This window comes from Paraburkholderia sp. BR14374 (genome assembly GCF_040948685.1).
Classification (GTDB): Bacteria; Pseudomonadota; Gammaproteobacteria; order Burkholderiales; family Burkholderiaceae; genus Paraburkholderia; species Paraburkholderia youngii.
Window position 1 is genome coordinate 388,359 of sequence record NZ_JBFPKF010000002.1, and the last position, 14,843, is coordinate 403,201.

A 14,843-nucleotide genomic window follows, 5' to 3' on the forward strand; every position below is an offset into this window, starting at 1 on the left:
CCATGAACTCAGTCACGGCCTCCTCGGCCTCCTCGCCGTCGCAACCGGCAGCGGGACCGCGCACGCGACGCGCGTGGCCTTCCTCGCGAACCTGGCTCGCCGCGGGTCAATGGTTCGTCACCCTGCTGCTGTGCGCGTTCCTGATCGTGCCGGTTGTCATGTCGATCGTCGCGGGGCTGACGGTCAACTACTTCAAGGGTGTGTCGAGCGGACTCACGCTGCGCTGGCTCGTCGAAGTGTGGAGCCAGTATCACGGCTCGGTGTGGCTGTCGCTCGAAGTGGCCGCCGCGACGCTCGTCGTCACGCTGTTGACCGGCGTACCCGCGGGCTACGTGCTCGCGCGCAGCAAGACGCGCTTCGCACGCATCGTCGAAGAGTTTCTGGTGCTGCCGATCGCGCTGCCCGGCCTCGCGTCGGCGCTCGCGCTGCTGGTGATCTATGGCGGCTTCACGGCGTTCCGGATGAGCGCGGCGTTCATCGTGGTCGGGCATGTGGTATTCACGCTGCCGTTCATGGTGCGCGCGGTCGCGGCGGTCTGCGCGAGCAGCGATCTGCGCACGCTAGAAGAAGGCGCGGCAAGCCTCGGCGCGGGTTTCTTCACGCGCTTCGTGACGATCGTGCTGCCGAACGCGCGGCCCGGCATCGTCGCGGGCGCGCTCGCGGTGCTGACGCTGTCGATCGGCGAATTCAACCTCACGTGGATGCTGCACACGCCCGATACGAAGACGCTGCCGGTCGGCCTCGCCGATACCTACGCGTCGATGCGCATCGAGATCGGCAGCGCGTACACGATCCTGTTCTTCATCATGACGATGCCGCTGCTCGTCGCGATGCAATGGCTCGGCGTCGATGCGACCGGCCAGCGCAGCGCGTCGAACAGGCACGGCGCCGCCTCTTTCGCGAAACCCATCGACACGCCATGAAACTCACCTCGGTTCCCATCACGCTCACGCAATGCGCCAAGACGTTTCGCGGCACGCGCGTGCTCGAACCGCTCGACCTGTCGATCGGCGCGGGCGAAACCCTCGTGCTGCTCGGACCGTCGGGCTGCGGCAAGACGACGACGCTGCGCCTGATCGCGGGCCTCGAAACCCCGGACGCGGGCGGTCGCATCGCATTCGGCGACGACGACGTGACCCCGCTGCCGATCGAAAAACGCGCGGTCGGCATGGTGTTCCAGAGCTACGCGCTGTTTCCGAACCTGACCGTGCGCGGCAACATCGGCTACGGTCTGAAGATCAGGCGCGTGCCGGCGGCAACTGCCCGCCAACGCGTCGACGAACTGCTCGGCATGATGCGGCTTGCCGCGCACGCGGACAAACCGATCGATCAACTGTCGGGCGGCCAGCGTCAACGTGTGGCGCTCGCTCGCGCGCTCGCGGTGCAGCCGCGCGTGCTGCTGCTCGACGAACCGCTGACCGCGCTCGACGCGCGTCTGCGCGACGCATTGCGCACGGAAATGAACGCGCTGTTGCGCGAGCTCGGCATCACCACCGTCTACGTGACGCACGATCAGGCCGAGGCGATGGAGCTCGGCGATCGCATCGTCGTGATGAGCGCGGGACGCATCGAGCAGATCGGTTCGCCGCGCGACATCTACTATCGTCCGGCCAATCGCACGGTCGCGCAGTTCGTCGGCACGATCAACCGTATCGCGGGCGAGCCGCGCGACGGCATGCTGACGACGAGCGGCGGCGCCGTGCCGGTGCCCGCGCATGCATCGAATGCGACCGGCCCGCACGAAATCTTCTTTCGCCCCGAGGACGCGCGGCTCACCGACCCCGCGCTCGCGCAGCTGCGCGGCCTGATCGAAAGCATCGCGTTCCTCGGCGAACGCACGCGTCTGACGATTGGCGGCGCCGCGCCCGAGCCGCTCTTCGTCGACGTCGCGGGCCGTATCGAGCTTGCGCGTGGCACGCCGGTCGGCATTTCGATCGAGCGGGACGCACTGATTGCGCTATCGTAGGTACAAACAGCGCCGCAGCCTGGCGCTCAACACGAAGCAACCCGAAGGACCTCTGTCATGCTGCTGGCTCAAATTAGCGACCTGCATATCAAGCAACCCGGCGCACTCGCGTATCGCCGCGTCGATACCGCTCCCTACCTCGCGCGCTGCATCGACGCGCTGAACGCGCTCACACCGCGCCCCGACGCGGTGCTGATGACCGGCGACCTCGTCGATCAGGGCGACCCGGAGCAGTATGCGCACCTGAAGGCACTGCTCGCGCCGCTCGAGATCCCCTACTTCCTGATGGTCGGCAATCACGACGAACGCAACGCGTTGCGCGCGGCGTTTCCCGAGCGCGAGGAATTGCAAAGCGGCGGCGAGTTCGTTCAGTACGCGGCCGACGTCGGCCCGCTGCGCGTGATCGCGCTCGATTCGCTGGTGCCCGGTTCGAGCGCCGGCATGCTGTGTGACACGCGGCTCGCGTGGCTCGCGCAGCAACTCGATGCGGCGCGCGGCAAGCCGGTCGTGGTCGCGCTGCATCATCCGCCGTTCGCGTGCGGCATCGGACATATGGACGAGATCCGGCTCGACCCTGCGGCATCGGACAAGCTCGCCGCGTTGATCGCCCGCTATCCCAACGTCGAGCGCGTGCTCTGCGGGCACGTGCATCGCTCGATGTTCGTGCGCTTCGGCGGCACGATCGCGAGCGCGATTCCCGCGCCCGCGCACCAGGTGGCGCTCGATTTTCGCGAGGACGGACCGTCGGCGTTCGTGATGGAGCCGCCCGCTTACGCGCTGCATTACTACGCGCCGGCGACGGGCATCGTCACGCATCACGCGTATGTCGATCCGGCCGACGGCCCGTATCCGTTCTACGATGCTGGCGCGTTGATCGACTGACAGGAGCGGTAGATCTCTCTGCAACCGGATGGCGGCCGCGCGGGCGAGCGCTCGCTCGACCGTCAGCAGGAACCCCGCCGCTCCGGTATGATCGGCACGCTTGAGGACCGCGCATGGGCCGGTCCGTCGATCCGCCTCCGTCATGTCCACTTCCGACGCTTCCACTTCCGCTTCCTCCGCCCGGTCGCTGCGCGGCGTGTTGCTGCTGCTCGCGACGATCGCCGGTGTCTCTGTGGCGAACATCTACTTCAATCAGCCACTCCTCGACAACTTGCGCCAGTCGTTTCCGGACAGCGCGTCCTGGGTCGGCGCGGTGCCTGCCGTCACACAGCTCGGCTACGCCGCCGGCATGCTGCTGCTCGCGCCGCTCGGCGACCGCTTCGACCGGCGTTTGCTGATCCTGCTGCAGATCGCCGGCATGTGCGTCGCGCTCATCGTCGCGGCGTCGGCGCCGACGCTCGCGGTGCTGATCGTCACGAGTCTAGCGATCGGCGTGCTCGCGACGATCGCGCAACAGGCGGTGCCGTTCGCGGCCGAACTCGCGTTGCCGTCCGAGCGCGGCCACGCGGTCGGCACCGTGATGAGCGGCCTGTTGCTCGGCATCCTGCTCGCGCGGACCGCGGCGGGCATCGTCGGTGAATACTTCGGCTGGCGCGCGGTGTTTGGCGCATCGGTCGTCGCGCTGCTCGCGCTCGCGGTCGTCATCATTTTGCGTCTGCCGAAGAGCCAGCCGACCTCGACGCTGCCGTACGGCAAGCTGCTCGTGTCGATGTGGCATCTGGTGACCGAGCATCGCGCGCTGCGCGAGGCGTCGCTGACCGGAGCGGCGTTGTTCGGCGCGTTCAGCCTTTTCTGGTCGGTGCTCGCGCTGTTGCTCGCGGGTGCGCCGTTTCATCTCGGGCCGCAGGCGGCGGGGCTGTTCGGTATCGTCGGCGCGGCTGGCGCGCTGGCCGCGCCGCTGGCCGGCAAGTTCGCCGACCGGCGCGGCCCGCGCGCGATCATCACCGTGTCGCTCGTGCTGGTCGTGATCGCGTTCGTGATCTTCGGCGCATCGGCGAAGAGCATCGCGGGACTCGTGGTCGGCGTGATCATTCTCGACATCGGCGTGCAGGCCGCGCAGATTTCCAATCAGTCGCGCATCTACGCGTTAAAGCCCGATGCGCGCAGCCGCGTGAATACGGTGTACATGGTCGCGTATTTCATCGGCGGTGCGCTGGGCTCGGGTGTCGGCGCGATCGTGTGGCCGGCGTTCGGGTGGATCGGTGTCACTATCGCGGGGATCGGGTTTGCCGGGCTCGGCGCGTGGAATCATCTGCGCTTGCCGGCGCGGGCGGGGCATTGATATCAGGCTGATCAGAGCCGAGTGAGAATCGTCTTGTCGATTTGCCACCGCTGGCAGAGCCTGGTAACGCCTGTCGCATTCCGTCGCGCAGAATCATCCTTCGCCCATTTCATTACTCGTCGTTCCCGGATAGCTTAACGGACTGGTGTGGCACGAGTCGAAGGCTCGCGCCACTGTTCATCGACGTATTATGCGTTGCCCCCTGCCCGATCAAGTCCACACGCCGGTATGTCGAATACATATAACTACGGAATACACAGCAATCTAACCCCTACGCAACTGCTGCTAATCTCCGTGGATGAAACCATGGCCCAAATCGGTATCAGCGATGCGGTGGGCGCCTCCGTGATCCTCGCAGGCTCGCGCTTCATTCCGACGCGAGGCAAATTTGGCGGCGCGGTAAAAGGCACGTCAGTGGCATCGAAGCTCTCCCGCTCGCTATTGCCCTTCGAGTTAAAGCATCGAATTCTGCCTACGTTCACGTCATGGACCAGCGTCGCGCTACTCCGCGTGAAGTTGACGAGCCATCTGGGCGTATTGGTCGGTCGAGCAATTCCTGGAGTCGGGTGGATAATCACCGCATCTGACGTGGCAATAATCGGCTACAAAACCGTCAATGCCTATAACCGCCTGGTCAAACTGGAGGATCGCCTGTAATGAACGACACGTGGCTCGATCTCGTTCAGTTCATCCGCGAAGTGCGCACTCCCGCCGGGCTACCTCTCGACGACAAGCTGACCCGTGACATGGATCTGTATCACGATCTGGATTGGGAGCCGGCGAGAATCGTCGACGTAATGCAGGCATGGGCTGAACGCTTCCACGTGGACCTGCGCGATTTCGACGTTGCCTATTACGTTCCATCCGCCAACATGCGAAAGCGCGACATCGTCGCGGCCGCGTTGAAGTCCCCGTTCAGTGCCAGCGCTCGAGAGTTACTAGGTGGACGTTCCCTTACCCTTGGGATGCTCGATGAAGCGATGAAATGCGGATCATGGAAAACTGACTAGAAACGTCCCCCCGCGCAGGTTGTTACTCGCCGCCTCCCCGCCCCAACGCATACTCATGCAGCGCGTCGAGCACACGATCGAACTCGAACGATTTGTCGTAAAAGTGCCGCACGCCGTACTGCTCGCAGCGCGCTCGATACGCGGGCAACGCATGATTGGTCAGCACCGCCGCGAACATCGAATCGATCAGCCCCTCGCGCTGCAGATACGCGAGCACCGGCACGCCGGAGCCCTGCTTCAGCTGCAAGTCGACGATCACCGCATCGAACGCTTCATCGCCGAGCAACGCGATCGCCTCGTCGGCGGAGTCGGCATAAGCGGCCACGCGCAGCAAGCCCGAAGCATCGATCGCCTCGACGAGGCTGCGGCGGATCAGCGGCGAATCCTCGATCAGCAGCACGCGCAACGGCGCGCGGCTGGCTGGATCGGTAGCAGGGTTCGATTCGCTGTTCATCAGGATGTCTCGATCGTCCGTCATTCGATCAGACCATTCTTGATCGCGTAGTACGTGAGGTCCGCGTTGTTCGCGAGTCGCATCTTCTCGAGCACCCGCGCGCGATACGTGCTGACCGTTTTGACCGACAGATGCAGTTCTTCCGCGATCTCGGTCGGCAACTGCCCTGCCGCGAGCTTGCAGAAGATCTGGAATTCGCGCTCCGACAGCGCTTCATGGGGACGCCCGGCGGCGGGCTTGTCGAGATTGTCGGCAAGCGTATCGGCGACCGCCTCCGACAGATAGCGGTGACCGCGCGCAACCGAGCGGATCGCGCGCACGATTTCCTCCGGCTCGCAGTCTTTGTTCAGATAGCCGTTCGCGCCCGCGCGCAGCAGATTGATCGCGTACTGGCTCTCGGGGTAGCCAGACAGGATCAGCACGCCCTGCTCCGGACGCACTTGCTTGATCACCCGCAACGTATCGATGCCGTTCTTGTCCGGCATCGCGATGTCGAGCAGCACTACGTCGAATGCCTGCTCGCGCACGAGGCCGATCGCTTCCTCGCCGGTCGCGGCCTCGGCGGCGACGCACATATCCGGCTCGTCGGCGACGAACTGTCTGAAACCACCTCGAACGATCGCATGATCGTCAGCTATCAGCACTCGAATCATCGCTTGGGTGTCCGTGCAAAGGGAGTCGCTCCTAAGCCGACATTGTAATGATCCGCGGCCACGGCAGAACGTGGACTGCGAGGGCGGCTTCGCACCGCGGCCGCCGGCATTCCCGAGTTCGCTGGCGCCCGGTCAACACGATTGCGCCGCGTCTTCGTCGCTTCCCTGTCACTTTGGCGCGCTACTCACGCCCCGCGAGCAGATCCGCCATATCGTCGGCGTGCTCTTCCTCGACCGCGAGAATCTCCTCGAACAGCCGGCGCGTGGTCACGTCCTTCTCGCCGAGATAGCGGACGATCTCGCGGTACGTGTCGATCGCGATGCGCTCCGCGATCAGGTTCTCGCGAATCATGTCGGTCAGATCGGTGCCTTCCTTGTATTCCGAATGCGCGCGTGCCTTGATGCCGTCCGGCGCGAAATCGGGTTCGCCGCCAAGCTGCACGATGCGCTCGGCGATGCGATCGGCGTGTTCCTGCTCCTCGCTCGCGTGCTCGGCGAATTCCGTCGCGACCGCTTCGGAGTTGATGCCCTTCGCCATGAAGTAGTGACGCTTGTAACGCAGCGTGCAGACGAGCTCGGTGGCGAGCGCGTCGTTGAGCAGCTTGAGCACCGTGTCGCGATTCGCGCCGTAGCTCGGCGTGACCGGACCATCCGACATATGCTTGCGCGCGTCCTCGCGGATCTTTTTGATGTCCATCACGAACGTGTCGCCAGATTGCTTCGTCATCGAACTTCTCCTTTATCCGGTATTGGGGGAATCGCGCATCAGCACGAATCGCGCCTGATGCGCCGACGGTGGAATGACGGCGCTTCGAACGCGGGCGCCTCGATCGAGGATTCGAACGCCGCGCGTTCCCGCGCCTTGTTGACTACCTGTACCTACGTATACGTATTGCGTACTTCGCTGCCGATCTCGTGTTACGTTCATCCAGGGCTCGCGTGGCTAGGTTCGAAACACGCCGAGCAGCAACGTGACCACGAACACGACGAGGAAGATGTAGAACAGGATCTTCGCGATTTCGGCCGCGCCGGCCGCGATGCCGGTAAAGCCGAACACCGCCGCGATGATCGCGATCACGAAAAAGACGATGGCATAGTGAAGCATGGCATTTCTCCCTTTTGTTGGCCCTGCAATCGACTGCCAGCAAACCCCTCGCCTGCTATGAAGGCGCGGCTTGCCGCCACTGCGATGGCCGCGCTAATCGATCGTTTTCTTCGTCACGACGAAGCCGAGCACGAGGAACACCACGCACAGCACGACAAACACGAAGAACAGGAACTTCGCGATCGCCGCCGCGCCGGCCGCAATGCCGGTGAAGCCGAGAAGACCCGCGATCACCGCGACGATCGCGAAGAACAGCGCCCACTTCAGCATGATGGTTTTCTCCCGAAACATTGAATGAACGATCGGGTCCATGCTATCGATGCGCGGCGCCGCGCGCATTCCGACGCTCGCCGTTTTTCGTGTGAGAATCCGCTTACATTGGATTACGACGACGTTACGCGCGGCTTCGCTCGATGCTGAAGTCGACGCCCGAGTCGATGCCCTCTTTCCGGAGCAGCAAGTGTCGAATCTGCAGAACCCGCCGGAACAGCCTGGCGCGCGCGCCACGGCGCGGCTCGCCGACTGGATGCGCAGGCGCAGCTGGGCGATCGCGATGACGGTCGCGATCGTGATCACGGTGGGCGGCCTCGTGATTCTGGAGAGCGCGCGTCAGCGCATCGCCGCCGAGTACGAGACCGCGCTCGAAGCGCGCGACGTCACCGTGCAACTGAGCACGCTCGCGAGCGATCTGTCGCGCCTCAGCGCACAACAAAACCAGTTTCTTCTGACGAAGGACGACGCATCCGCCCAAGCGTTCTGCGCGAGCGCCGCGCGCATTCGCGAGACCACCCGGCAGTTGGACCACTTCTATCGCGGCGGCCGCGCGGACAGCGCGGAGCTCGCGAGCTTTACGCAGATTCTCGCGCTGATCGACGCGCGCATCGGCGCGGGCGCCGCCGCGATGCAGCACGCGGCGCCGCATCCGCTCGAATTCGGCGGATGCGGGCCCGCGAGCGACGTCAATCCGGCGGACGCTTCGTTGATCGACAGCACGCTCACGCTGCTGCGCGACAACGAAGAGCGCCGCGCGCAGCACGCGCTGGCCGCGAGCCGCGCCGATCAGCGGCTGTCGACGCTGTGCGCGGCGGGGCTGTCGGCGCTGAACATCGTGCTGTTCATTCTGCTGTTTCGCAATCTCGGCATCCAGATCGACCGGCAGGCGCGCGCGCAGCGTCAGCTGATTACGCAGCAGGAGGAACTCGACCAGCTGGTGGGCGAGCGCACGCGCCAGCTCGAAGCGCTCGGCTGGCATCTGCAGGCGGTCAGCGAAAACGAAAAGACCCAGCTCGCACGCGAGCTGCACGACGAGCTCGGCGCGATTCTGACCGCATGCCGGATGGACGTAGCGTGGGCGCGCCGCAAGCTGAAGGACAGCGAGCCGGACATCGCCGACAAGCTGCGGCGCGCGCTCGCCAATCTCGACCAGGGTATCGCGTTGAAGCGGCGCATCATCGAGGACATGCGGCCGACCGTACTCGCCAATTTCGGGCTCGTCACCGCGCTGCGCACGCTCGCCGACGAAGCCGCGCAGCGCAACAACTGGACGCTCGAACTGCACCTGCCCGCCGACGATGTCCAGCTCGACGAACAGACCGAGATTGCGCTCTTTCGGGTCGCGCAGGAGTCGCTGACGAACGCCGCCAAGTACGCGCGGGCCTCGAAGGTCGGCATCGCGCTGCGGGTCGGCGATGGCGAGGTCGCGCTGCATATCGCGGACAACGGCGTCGGCATCATGCCGGCCGATCTGAAACGCACGCATACGCATGGCCTGCTCGGCATGCGCCAGCGCGTGGCCGCGCATGGCGGACGCTTCGACATCCGCCGTGGCGCGCAAAACGGCACCGAAATCGACGTCGTGATGCCGAGCGCAAGCACGGCGACGCCTTCGATCGATCAGCCGCCGGCGTCGCCGGCCACACCGACCACTTCGTCGCAAAACCCCGTCTGACGCGTGCGGGCCGTGGCACCGCAAAGCCGTTGTAGGAGTGCGCCGACGCAAACACCGGAGCACGCCTACAACAAAATCGCGGCACGGCCGACAGCGCCGCCCCCACCCTTTTTTTACCATGCAATCAGGCCGGTTCGAAACCGGATCGAAACCGGATCGACTGGCATGGCCCCGGTCGGACGACATCAACCGATGCATTCTCGACAAGGAGAAGTTTCATGACTCGACTGATCGCTTTGCTTGTGCTCGCAGGAACCGCCATGCTCGTCACGGGTTGCAACACGATGGCCGGCGCCGGCCAGGACATTTCGAAGGGCGGCCACGCCATCACGAACGAGGCGGAAAAGGCAAAATAAGCCGGCACATGGCAGCAGGTTTTGCAGAGCCCGTCGCGGGATGCCGCGGCGGGCTTTTTTTTCGTGCATGCTGGCTTGCTGGCTAGCGACGCGACGCGTTTTCGGAGCCCGATCAAACAGAACGGCGACCCACTCTCGTGGATCGCCGTGCCGTCCTCCCGCTTTCCGACCATCCGGAGTCCTTGATTGTCCGGCTGGCGCAAGCGGTTCATCGATGCTCGCGCCGCGCGAGGCTCATCCGGTGACCGGCGGCCCCGTCATTGCCCGGTCAACGTATTCGACAGCTCCACGCTCGGCGTGCTCGTATTGCCGTTCTGTACGATCAGCAGATGAATCTGCCCAGGCGCCAGTTGGCTCAACACGCCCGCGATCGGCACCGAGGTGATCAGCCAGTCGGCGTTGTTCGCCAGCGAGAACGAGTTCGACTGGAAGATCGGCGTCTTGCTGCCGGCCACCGTCGCGATCAGCACGTACTGGCCACCCGACACGTAGATCGAATCCTGCCCGCTCGCCGGCACCGCGTTCTTGAACGACACGCCGGCGAGCGTCGGCGACACGTTGGTGATGCTGGTGGCGGTGGCCTGCACGAGGTAGAGGTCGAGGTCCGGCGCGTTCGCCGACGCATTGAAGCCGCGCACGCGCGCGTCGTTGGTCAGCAGGCCCTTGTCGAACGGATCGTCGATCAGGCCGATGTCGGGCGCCGACAGACCCGGCAATGCCAGCACTGTGTACACGTGGCCCTTCGCGACATCGGGGAAGCTGCCGCTCGCGAGCGCGTTTTTCGTGCCGGTCGCCGCATAAGCGACGGTCGTCGGGCCCGTGTCGATATTGGTGAGGTTGGTCACGCCTTTATACGAGATGTTGGTCTGTCCGGAAGGCGCGCTGCCATTGACAAGGAAGTCGACCGCGGGGCCACCCGCAAGCGCGTGAACGAAATGGATCTCGGGATTGGTCAACCCCAGCGTCTTGCCCGCATCGCTGCCATCACCGCCGCCGCACGCGCTCAGTACCGCCGCGGCCGCAACGACCGCCACCATGATTCGGATAATTTTCATTGTGTTCACCTGTCTCGCTAAAGGGCTTGACGCTCATCGCCCATTCATATGCGGGCGGCCGCGGGAAGCCTCGCGGTCGCCCTCCTCCCATCCGTGCCGCACGGCGCGCTGGTTTTGTCGGTGGCGCGTCCGTGTCGATCGACGCTCAAAATCAGCAATGGGTGTGCCGTGCCCCAAATAGCTGGCCTGAGACAACCGACCCAGGTCTTGCGAATCAATGGATTGCCGCGATTTAGAATTTTTCCTCGGCGGTCCGGTCCGGCGCGCGGTGTATCGTTCGTGCGGCCCCCCACTTACACGGTCCCTGCATGTCTTACCAACACTTACTCGCCGAGCTCGATCTGGGCTTCACACGTCTGTCCAACCGCGTCGTGATGGGCTCGATGCACACGGGCATGGAAGACCGCTTCTGGCATTACCCGCAACTGGCCGCATACTTCCGCGAGCGCGCGAAAGGCGGCGTCGGCCTGATCATCACGGGCGGCATTTCGCCGAATCGCGAGGGCTGGCTGCTGCCGTTCGGCGGCACGCTCAACTCGGTGTTCGATCTGCGCAATCACCGGCTCGTGACCGAGGCCGTACACGCGGAGGGCGGCAAGATCGCGCTGCAGATCCTGCATGCGGGCCGTTATGGCTATCAGCCGTTCGCGGTGTCGGCGTCGGCGTTGAAATCGCCGATCTCGAAGTTCAAGCCGCGCGCGCTGACGCTCGCCGGCATCGACCGAACCGTGCGCGACTACGCGCGCTGCGCGCGGCTCGCGCAACGCGCGGGCTATGACGGCGTCGAGATCATGGGCAGCGAAGGCTATCTGCTGAACCAGTTCCTGTGCCCGCGCACGAACCGGCGCACCGATCGATACGGCGGCAGCATCGAGAATCGCATGCGGCTCGCCTGTGAGATCGTCGAGCGGGTGCGTGCCGAATGCGGCGAGCGCTTCATCGTCGTGTACCGGCTGTCGCTGATCGATCTGGTCGAGGGCGGCAATACGTGGGAGGAAACCGTGCAGGTTGCGCAGGCCCTCGAAGCGGCCGGCGTGACGATCTTCAACACCGGCATCGGCTGGCACGAGGCGCGCGTGCCGACCATCGTGACCTCGGTGCCGCGCGCGGCGTTCGCCTCGCTGACCGCGCGTCTGAAGGCCGCGGTCAACGTGCCGGTGATCGCGTCGAACCGTATCAACACGCCCGAGGTGGCCGAAGCGCTGATCGCCGACGGCACGGCCGATCTCGTGTCGATGGCGCGGCCGCTGCTCGCCGATCCCGAGTTCGTGCTGAAGACCGCCCTGGACCGTGCGCACGAAATCAACACCTGCATCGCGTGCAATCAGGCCTGCCTCGATCACACGTTCAGGAATCAGCGCGCGAGCTGCCTCGTCAATCCGCGCGCGGGACGCGAAACTGAGCTCATCTACCGGCCGCTAGCGAGCGCGCGACAGGCGCGCGCGATCGCAGTGGTCGGCGCCGGGCCGGCCGGGCTATCGGCCGCGACGGTGGCGGCCTCGCGCGGGCATCGCGTGACGCTGTTCGAGGCCTGCGACACGCTCGGCGGCCAGTTCAATCTCGCGATGCGCGTGCCGGGCAAGGAAGAGTTCAGCGAAACGATCCGCTACTTCGGCAGCCAGTTGCAACGCCATCGCGTCGACGTGCGGCTCGGCACGCGCGTCGATGCCGCGCTGCTCGCCGCGGGCGCCTACGACGACGTGATCGTCGCGACCGGCATCGTGCCGCGGCGGCCGGCGATTGCCGGCATCGACGGGTCCAACGTGCTGTCGTATGTGGACGTGCTGCGCGGTGCGCCGGTCGGCGCGCGCGTCGCGGTGATCGGCGCGGGCGGGATCGGCTTCGACGTCAGCGAGTTTCTGCTGCATCGCGCGGGCGAGCCGCTGCCGGTGCCGCGCGATACGTGGCTCGACGAATGGGGCGTCGACCTCGCGGTGCGCGAGCGCGGCGGCCTGAAGCCGCCCGTTGCCGCGCAAGCGGCGCGGCAGATCTGGCTATTGCAGCGCAAGGCCGGCAAGCTCGGCGCGGGGCTCGGCAAGACGTCGGGCTGGGTGCATCGCGCGGTGCTCGCGAGGAACGGCGTGCAGATGCTAGGCGGCGTCGAGTATCGGGAGATCAGCGCGCGCGGTCTGAGGATCGCGCGAGACGGTGCCGACGAATGGCTCGACGTCGATACGGTCGTCGTGTGCGCGGGGCAGGAGTCGTTGCGCGAGCTAATGCCGTCGACCGTCGATGGCAAGCACGGCAGCGGCGGCCCGCGTTTTCATGTGATCGGCGGCGCGAAGCTCGCCACCGAGCTCGATGCGAAGCGCGCGATCCGCGAGGGCGCGGAGCTGGCGGCCGCGCTTTGACAACGGCGGCGCGGTTCGACGAGAACCGCGCCGCTTAGGCGCTGCCCTTCTTCTGGTAATCGAACCAGAACGACAAGCCGACGCTGCTCAGGATCACGATAGTCGCGATCACCGTCGAGCGTGTGACCGGCTCGCCGAGCAGCAGCGCACCCAATGCAACCGCGACGATCGGATTCACGTACATGCAGCTGCTCGCGATGATCGGGCTCGTGTGGCGAATCAGATAACCGTACGCGACGAACGCGGCCATCGTGCCGATCAGCATCAGATACAGGAACGCGACGAGCGGCAGGAAATGCAGCTCGAGCATCCGCTCGCCCGCCGCCCACGCGACCAGCGTCGAGATCGCGCCGCCGAGGCCGATCTGCAGCGAGGTCGATAGAAACAGGTCCGACGGCAGCTTCAACACCCCGGCCAGATGCGCGCCGCCGGCCCAGAACAGCGCGCCGCACAGAATCGCGAGACTGCCTCCCACCGAGCCCGGCGTGCTGTCGCCGTGACTCAGAATCACGATGCCGGCGAGCCCGAGCCCGACCGCGAACCATTCGCCGCGACCGATCTTCTGTCCGGCGACGGCCGCGATCACGGTCGCGAACAGCGGCACGGTCGCGACCATCACGGCCGCGGTGCCGGTGCCGACCGTGCGCATGCCGTACGCGAGCATGCCGCTCGACAGACCCACCAGCATCGTGCCGACGAGGCCCGCGTTGCGAATTTCGGCGACGCTCGGCCAGACCGGCTTGCGGCGCGCGGCGAACACGAACAAACCGATGCCGGCGAACAGGTTGCGCAAGCCCGACATCAGCAGCGGCGGAAACGAGCCGAGCGCGACGTGCACGGCGAGATAGGTCGAGCCCCACACCAGATAAACGACGGCAAGCGCGAGCGCGACCCGCCCTTTGCGCGACTGCGGCAGACGCAGCGACCAGCCAGACGGAGAAAAAACCGAGCGTTGCAGCGACATGCGTTCAGCCCGCCGTCGCCACTCGACCCGCGCGCTGCGCTCGATGCCGGCGAGGCCCCGCGCCTGCTTCGATGCCTTTCGGACGGGATGGCGGGCACCGCATCGGCGATGCGGTCTGACGGGTGAGGCTGGCGGACATGTCGGTGGAACAGTAAGACGATGGGCGGCGCAGGAAGCGCCAGAAACGGCTGTGGCGGCGGAATCGGTCAAAACGACGCGATGCAACGCGGCCGCGATGCGCGGCGACGCCGCGGGCGAAAGCCGCGGCGCGCAACGCATTATGCAGTAAGCGCCGAGTGCGCTGCGCGACAGAATCGTAACTTTTTGGTTTCCTGCAACAGAAAAGCCGGGGACGCATCCCCGGCTTCCATTCAGCGTCGAATCCGTTCGATGCTCCACGCATCGGCAGGATCGCTAAGCACCCCGCACGCGGACTCAGTTGCCCATCGCGCCCGACGCTTCGTGCTTCATGCCCATCTCGCCGCCGCCCTTTTTCATCGAATCGTGTTTCATCGCGTCCTTTTTCATGCCGTCCTTCGACATGCTGTCTTTGGACATCGAATCTTTCGACATCGTGTCTTTCGACATCGCATCGTTCGACATCGCGCCGCTCGCCTGCGCGAATGCGGCGCCGCCGCTTGCCAGCATCAGCAGTGCGATCGTGGTGACTGCAATCTTCTTCATGGGATGACTCCGTTGGTGGTGGATGAATCGAAACCGGCCCGTGCCGGCGTGCTTCCGAAGCCGCTGCCGCAAG

At 65.4% G+C, this 14,843-nt stretch carries 17 protein-coding genes; 9 read left to right on the plus strand and 8 right to left on the minus strand.

Annotated features, from left to right (window positions below; genetic code table 11):
- Positions 1–2: 2 nt before the first annotated feature.
- The 6 genes from AB3X86_RS05660 to AB3X86_RS05685 all read left to right on the plus strand — a co-directional run bounded on the left by AB3X86_RS05660 (position 3) and on the right by AB3X86_RS05685 (position 5,200).
- Positions 3–923: an ABC transporter permease gene (locus tag AB3X86_RS05660; protein WP_176124077.1), complete on the plus strand. Its 921-nt coding sequence runs from the start codon at positions 3–5 to the stop codon at positions 921–923.
- Positions 920–1,966 carry an ABC transporter ATP-binding protein gene (locus AB3X86_RS05665; RefSeq protein ID WP_368595216.1) on the plus strand — a complete coding sequence of 349 codons (1,047 nt, stop codon included), beginning with the start codon at positions 920–922 and terminating at the stop codon, positions 1,964–1,966. The genes AB3X86_RS05660 and AB3X86_RS05665 overlap by 4 nt, the downstream gene beginning before the upstream one ends.
- A gap of 57 nt (positions 1,967–2,023) precedes the next feature.
- Positions 2,024–2,848, plus strand: coding sequence for a phosphodiesterase (locus AB3X86_RS05670; protein ID WP_368595217.1), 825 nt, complete (start codon positions 2,024–2,026; stop codon positions 2,846–2,848).
- Between the two features lie 142 nt (positions 2,849–2,990).
- Entirely contained in the window at positions 2,991–4,190 is a 1,200-nt protein-coding gene (locus tag AB3X86_RS05675) for an MFS transporter (protein WP_368591810.1), read from the plus strand.
- A 228-nt stretch (positions 4,191–4,418) separates the two neighbouring features.
- On the plus strand, positions 4,419–4,847 hold the full coding sequence (locus AB3X86_RS05680) for an STM2901 family protein (protein ID WP_368595218.1): 429 nt from the start codon (positions 4,419–4,421) through the stop codon (positions 4,845–4,847).
- Positions 4,847–5,200, plus strand: a complete 354-nt coding sequence (locus AB3X86_RS05685) for a DUF1493 family protein (RefSeq protein WP_176382082.1) — start codon at positions 4,847–4,849, stop codon at positions 5,198–5,200. Before AB3X86_RS05680 ends, AB3X86_RS05685 begins: the two co-directional genes overlap by 1 nt.
- Positions 5,201–5,222: 22 nt before the next feature.
- Here AB3X86_RS05685 and AB3X86_RS05690 read toward each other — a convergent pair whose 3' ends face one another.
- The 5 genes from AB3X86_RS05690 to AB3X86_RS05710 all read right to left on the minus strand — a co-directional run bounded on the left by AB3X86_RS05690 (position 5,223) and on the right by AB3X86_RS05710 (position 7,682).
- Positions 5,223–5,654 (minus strand): response regulator, encoded by a 432-nt coding sequence (locus AB3X86_RS05690; RefSeq protein ID WP_368595405.1) that lies wholly within the window; start codon positions 5,652–5,654, stop codon positions 5,223–5,225.
- A gap of 20 nt (positions 5,655–5,674) precedes the next feature.
- Positions 5,675–6,307, minus strand: coding sequence for a response regulator transcription factor (locus AB3X86_RS05695; protein ID WP_013089872.1), 633 nt, complete (start codon positions 6,305–6,307; stop codon positions 5,675–5,677).
- A gap of 181 nt (positions 6,308–6,488) precedes the next feature.
- Positions 6,489–7,034, minus strand: a complete 546-nt coding sequence (locus AB3X86_RS05700; protein ID WP_176382084.1) for a bacterioferritin — start codon at positions 7,032–7,034, stop codon at positions 6,489–6,491.
- A 216-nt stretch (positions 7,035–7,250) separates the two neighbouring features.
- The gene (locus AB3X86_RS05705) at positions 7,251–7,412 is read right to left on the minus strand and encodes a DUF1328 domain-containing protein (RefSeq protein WP_006052455.1); all 162 of its coding nucleotides are present in this window, start codon (positions 7,410–7,412) and stop codon (positions 7,251–7,253) included.
- Positions 7,413–7,505: 93 nt separating this feature from the next.
- Positions 7,506–7,682: a DUF1328 family protein gene (locus tag AB3X86_RS05710; RefSeq protein ID WP_026225929.1), complete on the minus strand. Its 177-nt coding sequence runs from the start codon at positions 7,680–7,682 to the stop codon at positions 7,506–7,508.
- Positions 7,683–7,722: 40 nt separating this feature from the next.
- Here AB3X86_RS05710 and AB3X86_RS05715 point away from each other — a divergent pair, with 40 nt between their 5' ends.
- Positions 7,723–9,360: a sensor histidine kinase gene (locus AB3X86_RS05715; protein WP_368595219.1), complete on the plus strand. Its 1,638-nt coding sequence runs from the start codon at positions 7,723–7,725 to the stop codon at positions 9,358–9,360.
- A 218-nt stretch (positions 9,361–9,578) separates the two neighbouring features.
- On the plus strand, positions 9,579–9,716 hold the full coding sequence (locus AB3X86_RS05720; RefSeq protein ID WP_013089876.1) for an entericidin A/B family lipoprotein: 138 nt from the start codon (positions 9,579–9,581) through the stop codon (positions 9,714–9,716).
- Positions 9,717–9,973: 257 nt separating this feature from the next.
- Here the strand turns inward: AB3X86_RS05720 and AB3X86_RS05725 are convergent, their stop codons facing one another.
- On the minus strand, positions 9,974–10,771 hold the full coding sequence (locus AB3X86_RS05725; protein ID WP_368595220.1) for a DUF4397 domain-containing protein: 798 nt from the start codon (positions 10,769–10,771) through the stop codon (positions 9,974–9,976).
- Between the two features lie 308 nt (positions 10,772–11,079).
- On the opposite strand from AB3X86_RS05725, the gene AB3X86_RS05730 reads away from it, so the two are divergent.
- On the plus strand, positions 11,080–13,122 hold the full coding sequence (locus tag AB3X86_RS05730; protein ID WP_368595221.1) for an FAD-dependent oxidoreductase: 2,043 nt from the start codon (positions 11,080–11,082) through the stop codon (positions 13,120–13,122).
- 34 nt (positions 13,123–13,156) lie between these two features.
- Here AB3X86_RS05730 and AB3X86_RS05735 read toward each other — a convergent pair whose 3' ends face one another.
- Both AB3X86_RS05735 and AB3X86_RS05740 read right to left on the minus strand, forming a co-directional pair.
- Entirely contained in the window at positions 13,157–14,086 is a 930-nt protein-coding gene (locus AB3X86_RS05735) for an EamA family transporter (protein WP_368595222.1), read from the minus strand.
- 435 nt (positions 14,087–14,521) lie between these two features.
- Positions 14,522–14,770: a pentapeptide MXKDX repeat protein gene (locus tag AB3X86_RS05740; protein WP_368595223.1), complete on the minus strand. Its 249-nt coding sequence runs from the start codon at positions 14,768–14,770 to the stop codon at positions 14,522–14,524.
- Between the last annotated feature and the right edge of the window lie 73 nt (positions 14,771–14,843).

Coding starts and splice junctions, on each gene's coding strand:
- AB3X86_RS05660 (WP_176124077.1), top strand. CDS start 3: ATGAACTCAGTCACGGCCTCCTCGGCCTCCTCGCCGTCGCAACCGGCA.
- AB3X86_RS05665 (WP_368595216.1), top strand. CDS start 920: ATGAAACTCACCTCGGTTCCCATCACGCTCACGCAATGCGCCAAGACG.
- AB3X86_RS05670 (WP_368595217.1), top strand. CDS start 2,024: ATGCTGCTGGCTCAAATTAGCGACCTGCATATCAAGCAACCCGGCGCA.
- AB3X86_RS05675 (WP_368591810.1), top strand. CDS start 2,991: ATGTCCACTTCCGACGCTTCCACTTCCGCTTCCTCCGCCCGGTCGCTG.
- AB3X86_RS05680 (WP_368595218.1), top strand. CDS start 4,419: ATGTCGAATACATATAACTACGGAATACACAGCAATCTAACCCCTACG.
- AB3X86_RS05685 (WP_176382082.1), top strand. CDS start 4,847: ATGAACGACACGTGGCTCGATCTCGTTCAGTTCATCCGCGAAGTGCGC.
- AB3X86_RS05690 (WP_368595405.1), bottom strand. CDS start 5,654: ATGAACAGCGAATCGAACCCTGCTACCGATCCAGCCAGCCGCGCGCCG.
- AB3X86_RS05695 (WP_013089872.1), bottom strand. CDS start 6,307: ATGATTCGAGTGCTGATAGCTGACGATCATGCGATCGTTCGAGGTGGT.
- AB3X86_RS05700 (WP_176382084.1), bottom strand. CDS start 7,034: ATGACGAAGCAATCTGGCGACACGTTCGTGATGGACATCAAAAAGATC.
- AB3X86_RS05705 (WP_006052455.1), bottom strand. CDS start 7,412: ATGCTTCACTATGCCATCGTCTTTTTCGTGATCGCGATCATCGCGGCG.
- AB3X86_RS05710 (WP_026225929.1), bottom strand. CDS start 7,682: ATGCTGAAGTGGGCGCTGTTCTTCGCGATCGTCGCGGTGATCGCGGGT.
- AB3X86_RS05715 (WP_368595219.1), top strand. CDS start 7,723: ATGCTATCGATGCGCGGCGCCGCGCGCATTCCGACGCTCGCCGTTTTT.
- AB3X86_RS05720 (WP_013089876.1), top strand. CDS start 9,579: ATGACTCGACTGATCGCTTTGCTTGTGCTCGCAGGAACCGCCATGCTC.
- AB3X86_RS05725 (WP_368595220.1), bottom strand. CDS start 10,771: ATGAAAATTATCCGAATCATGGTGGCGGTCGTTGCGGCCGCGGCGGTA.
- AB3X86_RS05730 (WP_368595221.1), top strand. CDS start 11,080: ATGTCTTACCAACACTTACTCGCCGAGCTCGATCTGGGCTTCACACGT.
- AB3X86_RS05735 (WP_368595222.1), bottom strand. CDS start 14,086: ATGTCGCTGCAACGCTCGGTTTTTTCTCCGTCTGGCTGGTCGCTGCGT.
- AB3X86_RS05740 (WP_368595223.1), bottom strand. CDS start 14,770: ATGAAGAAGATTGCAGTCACCACGATCGCACTGCTGATGCTGGCAAGC.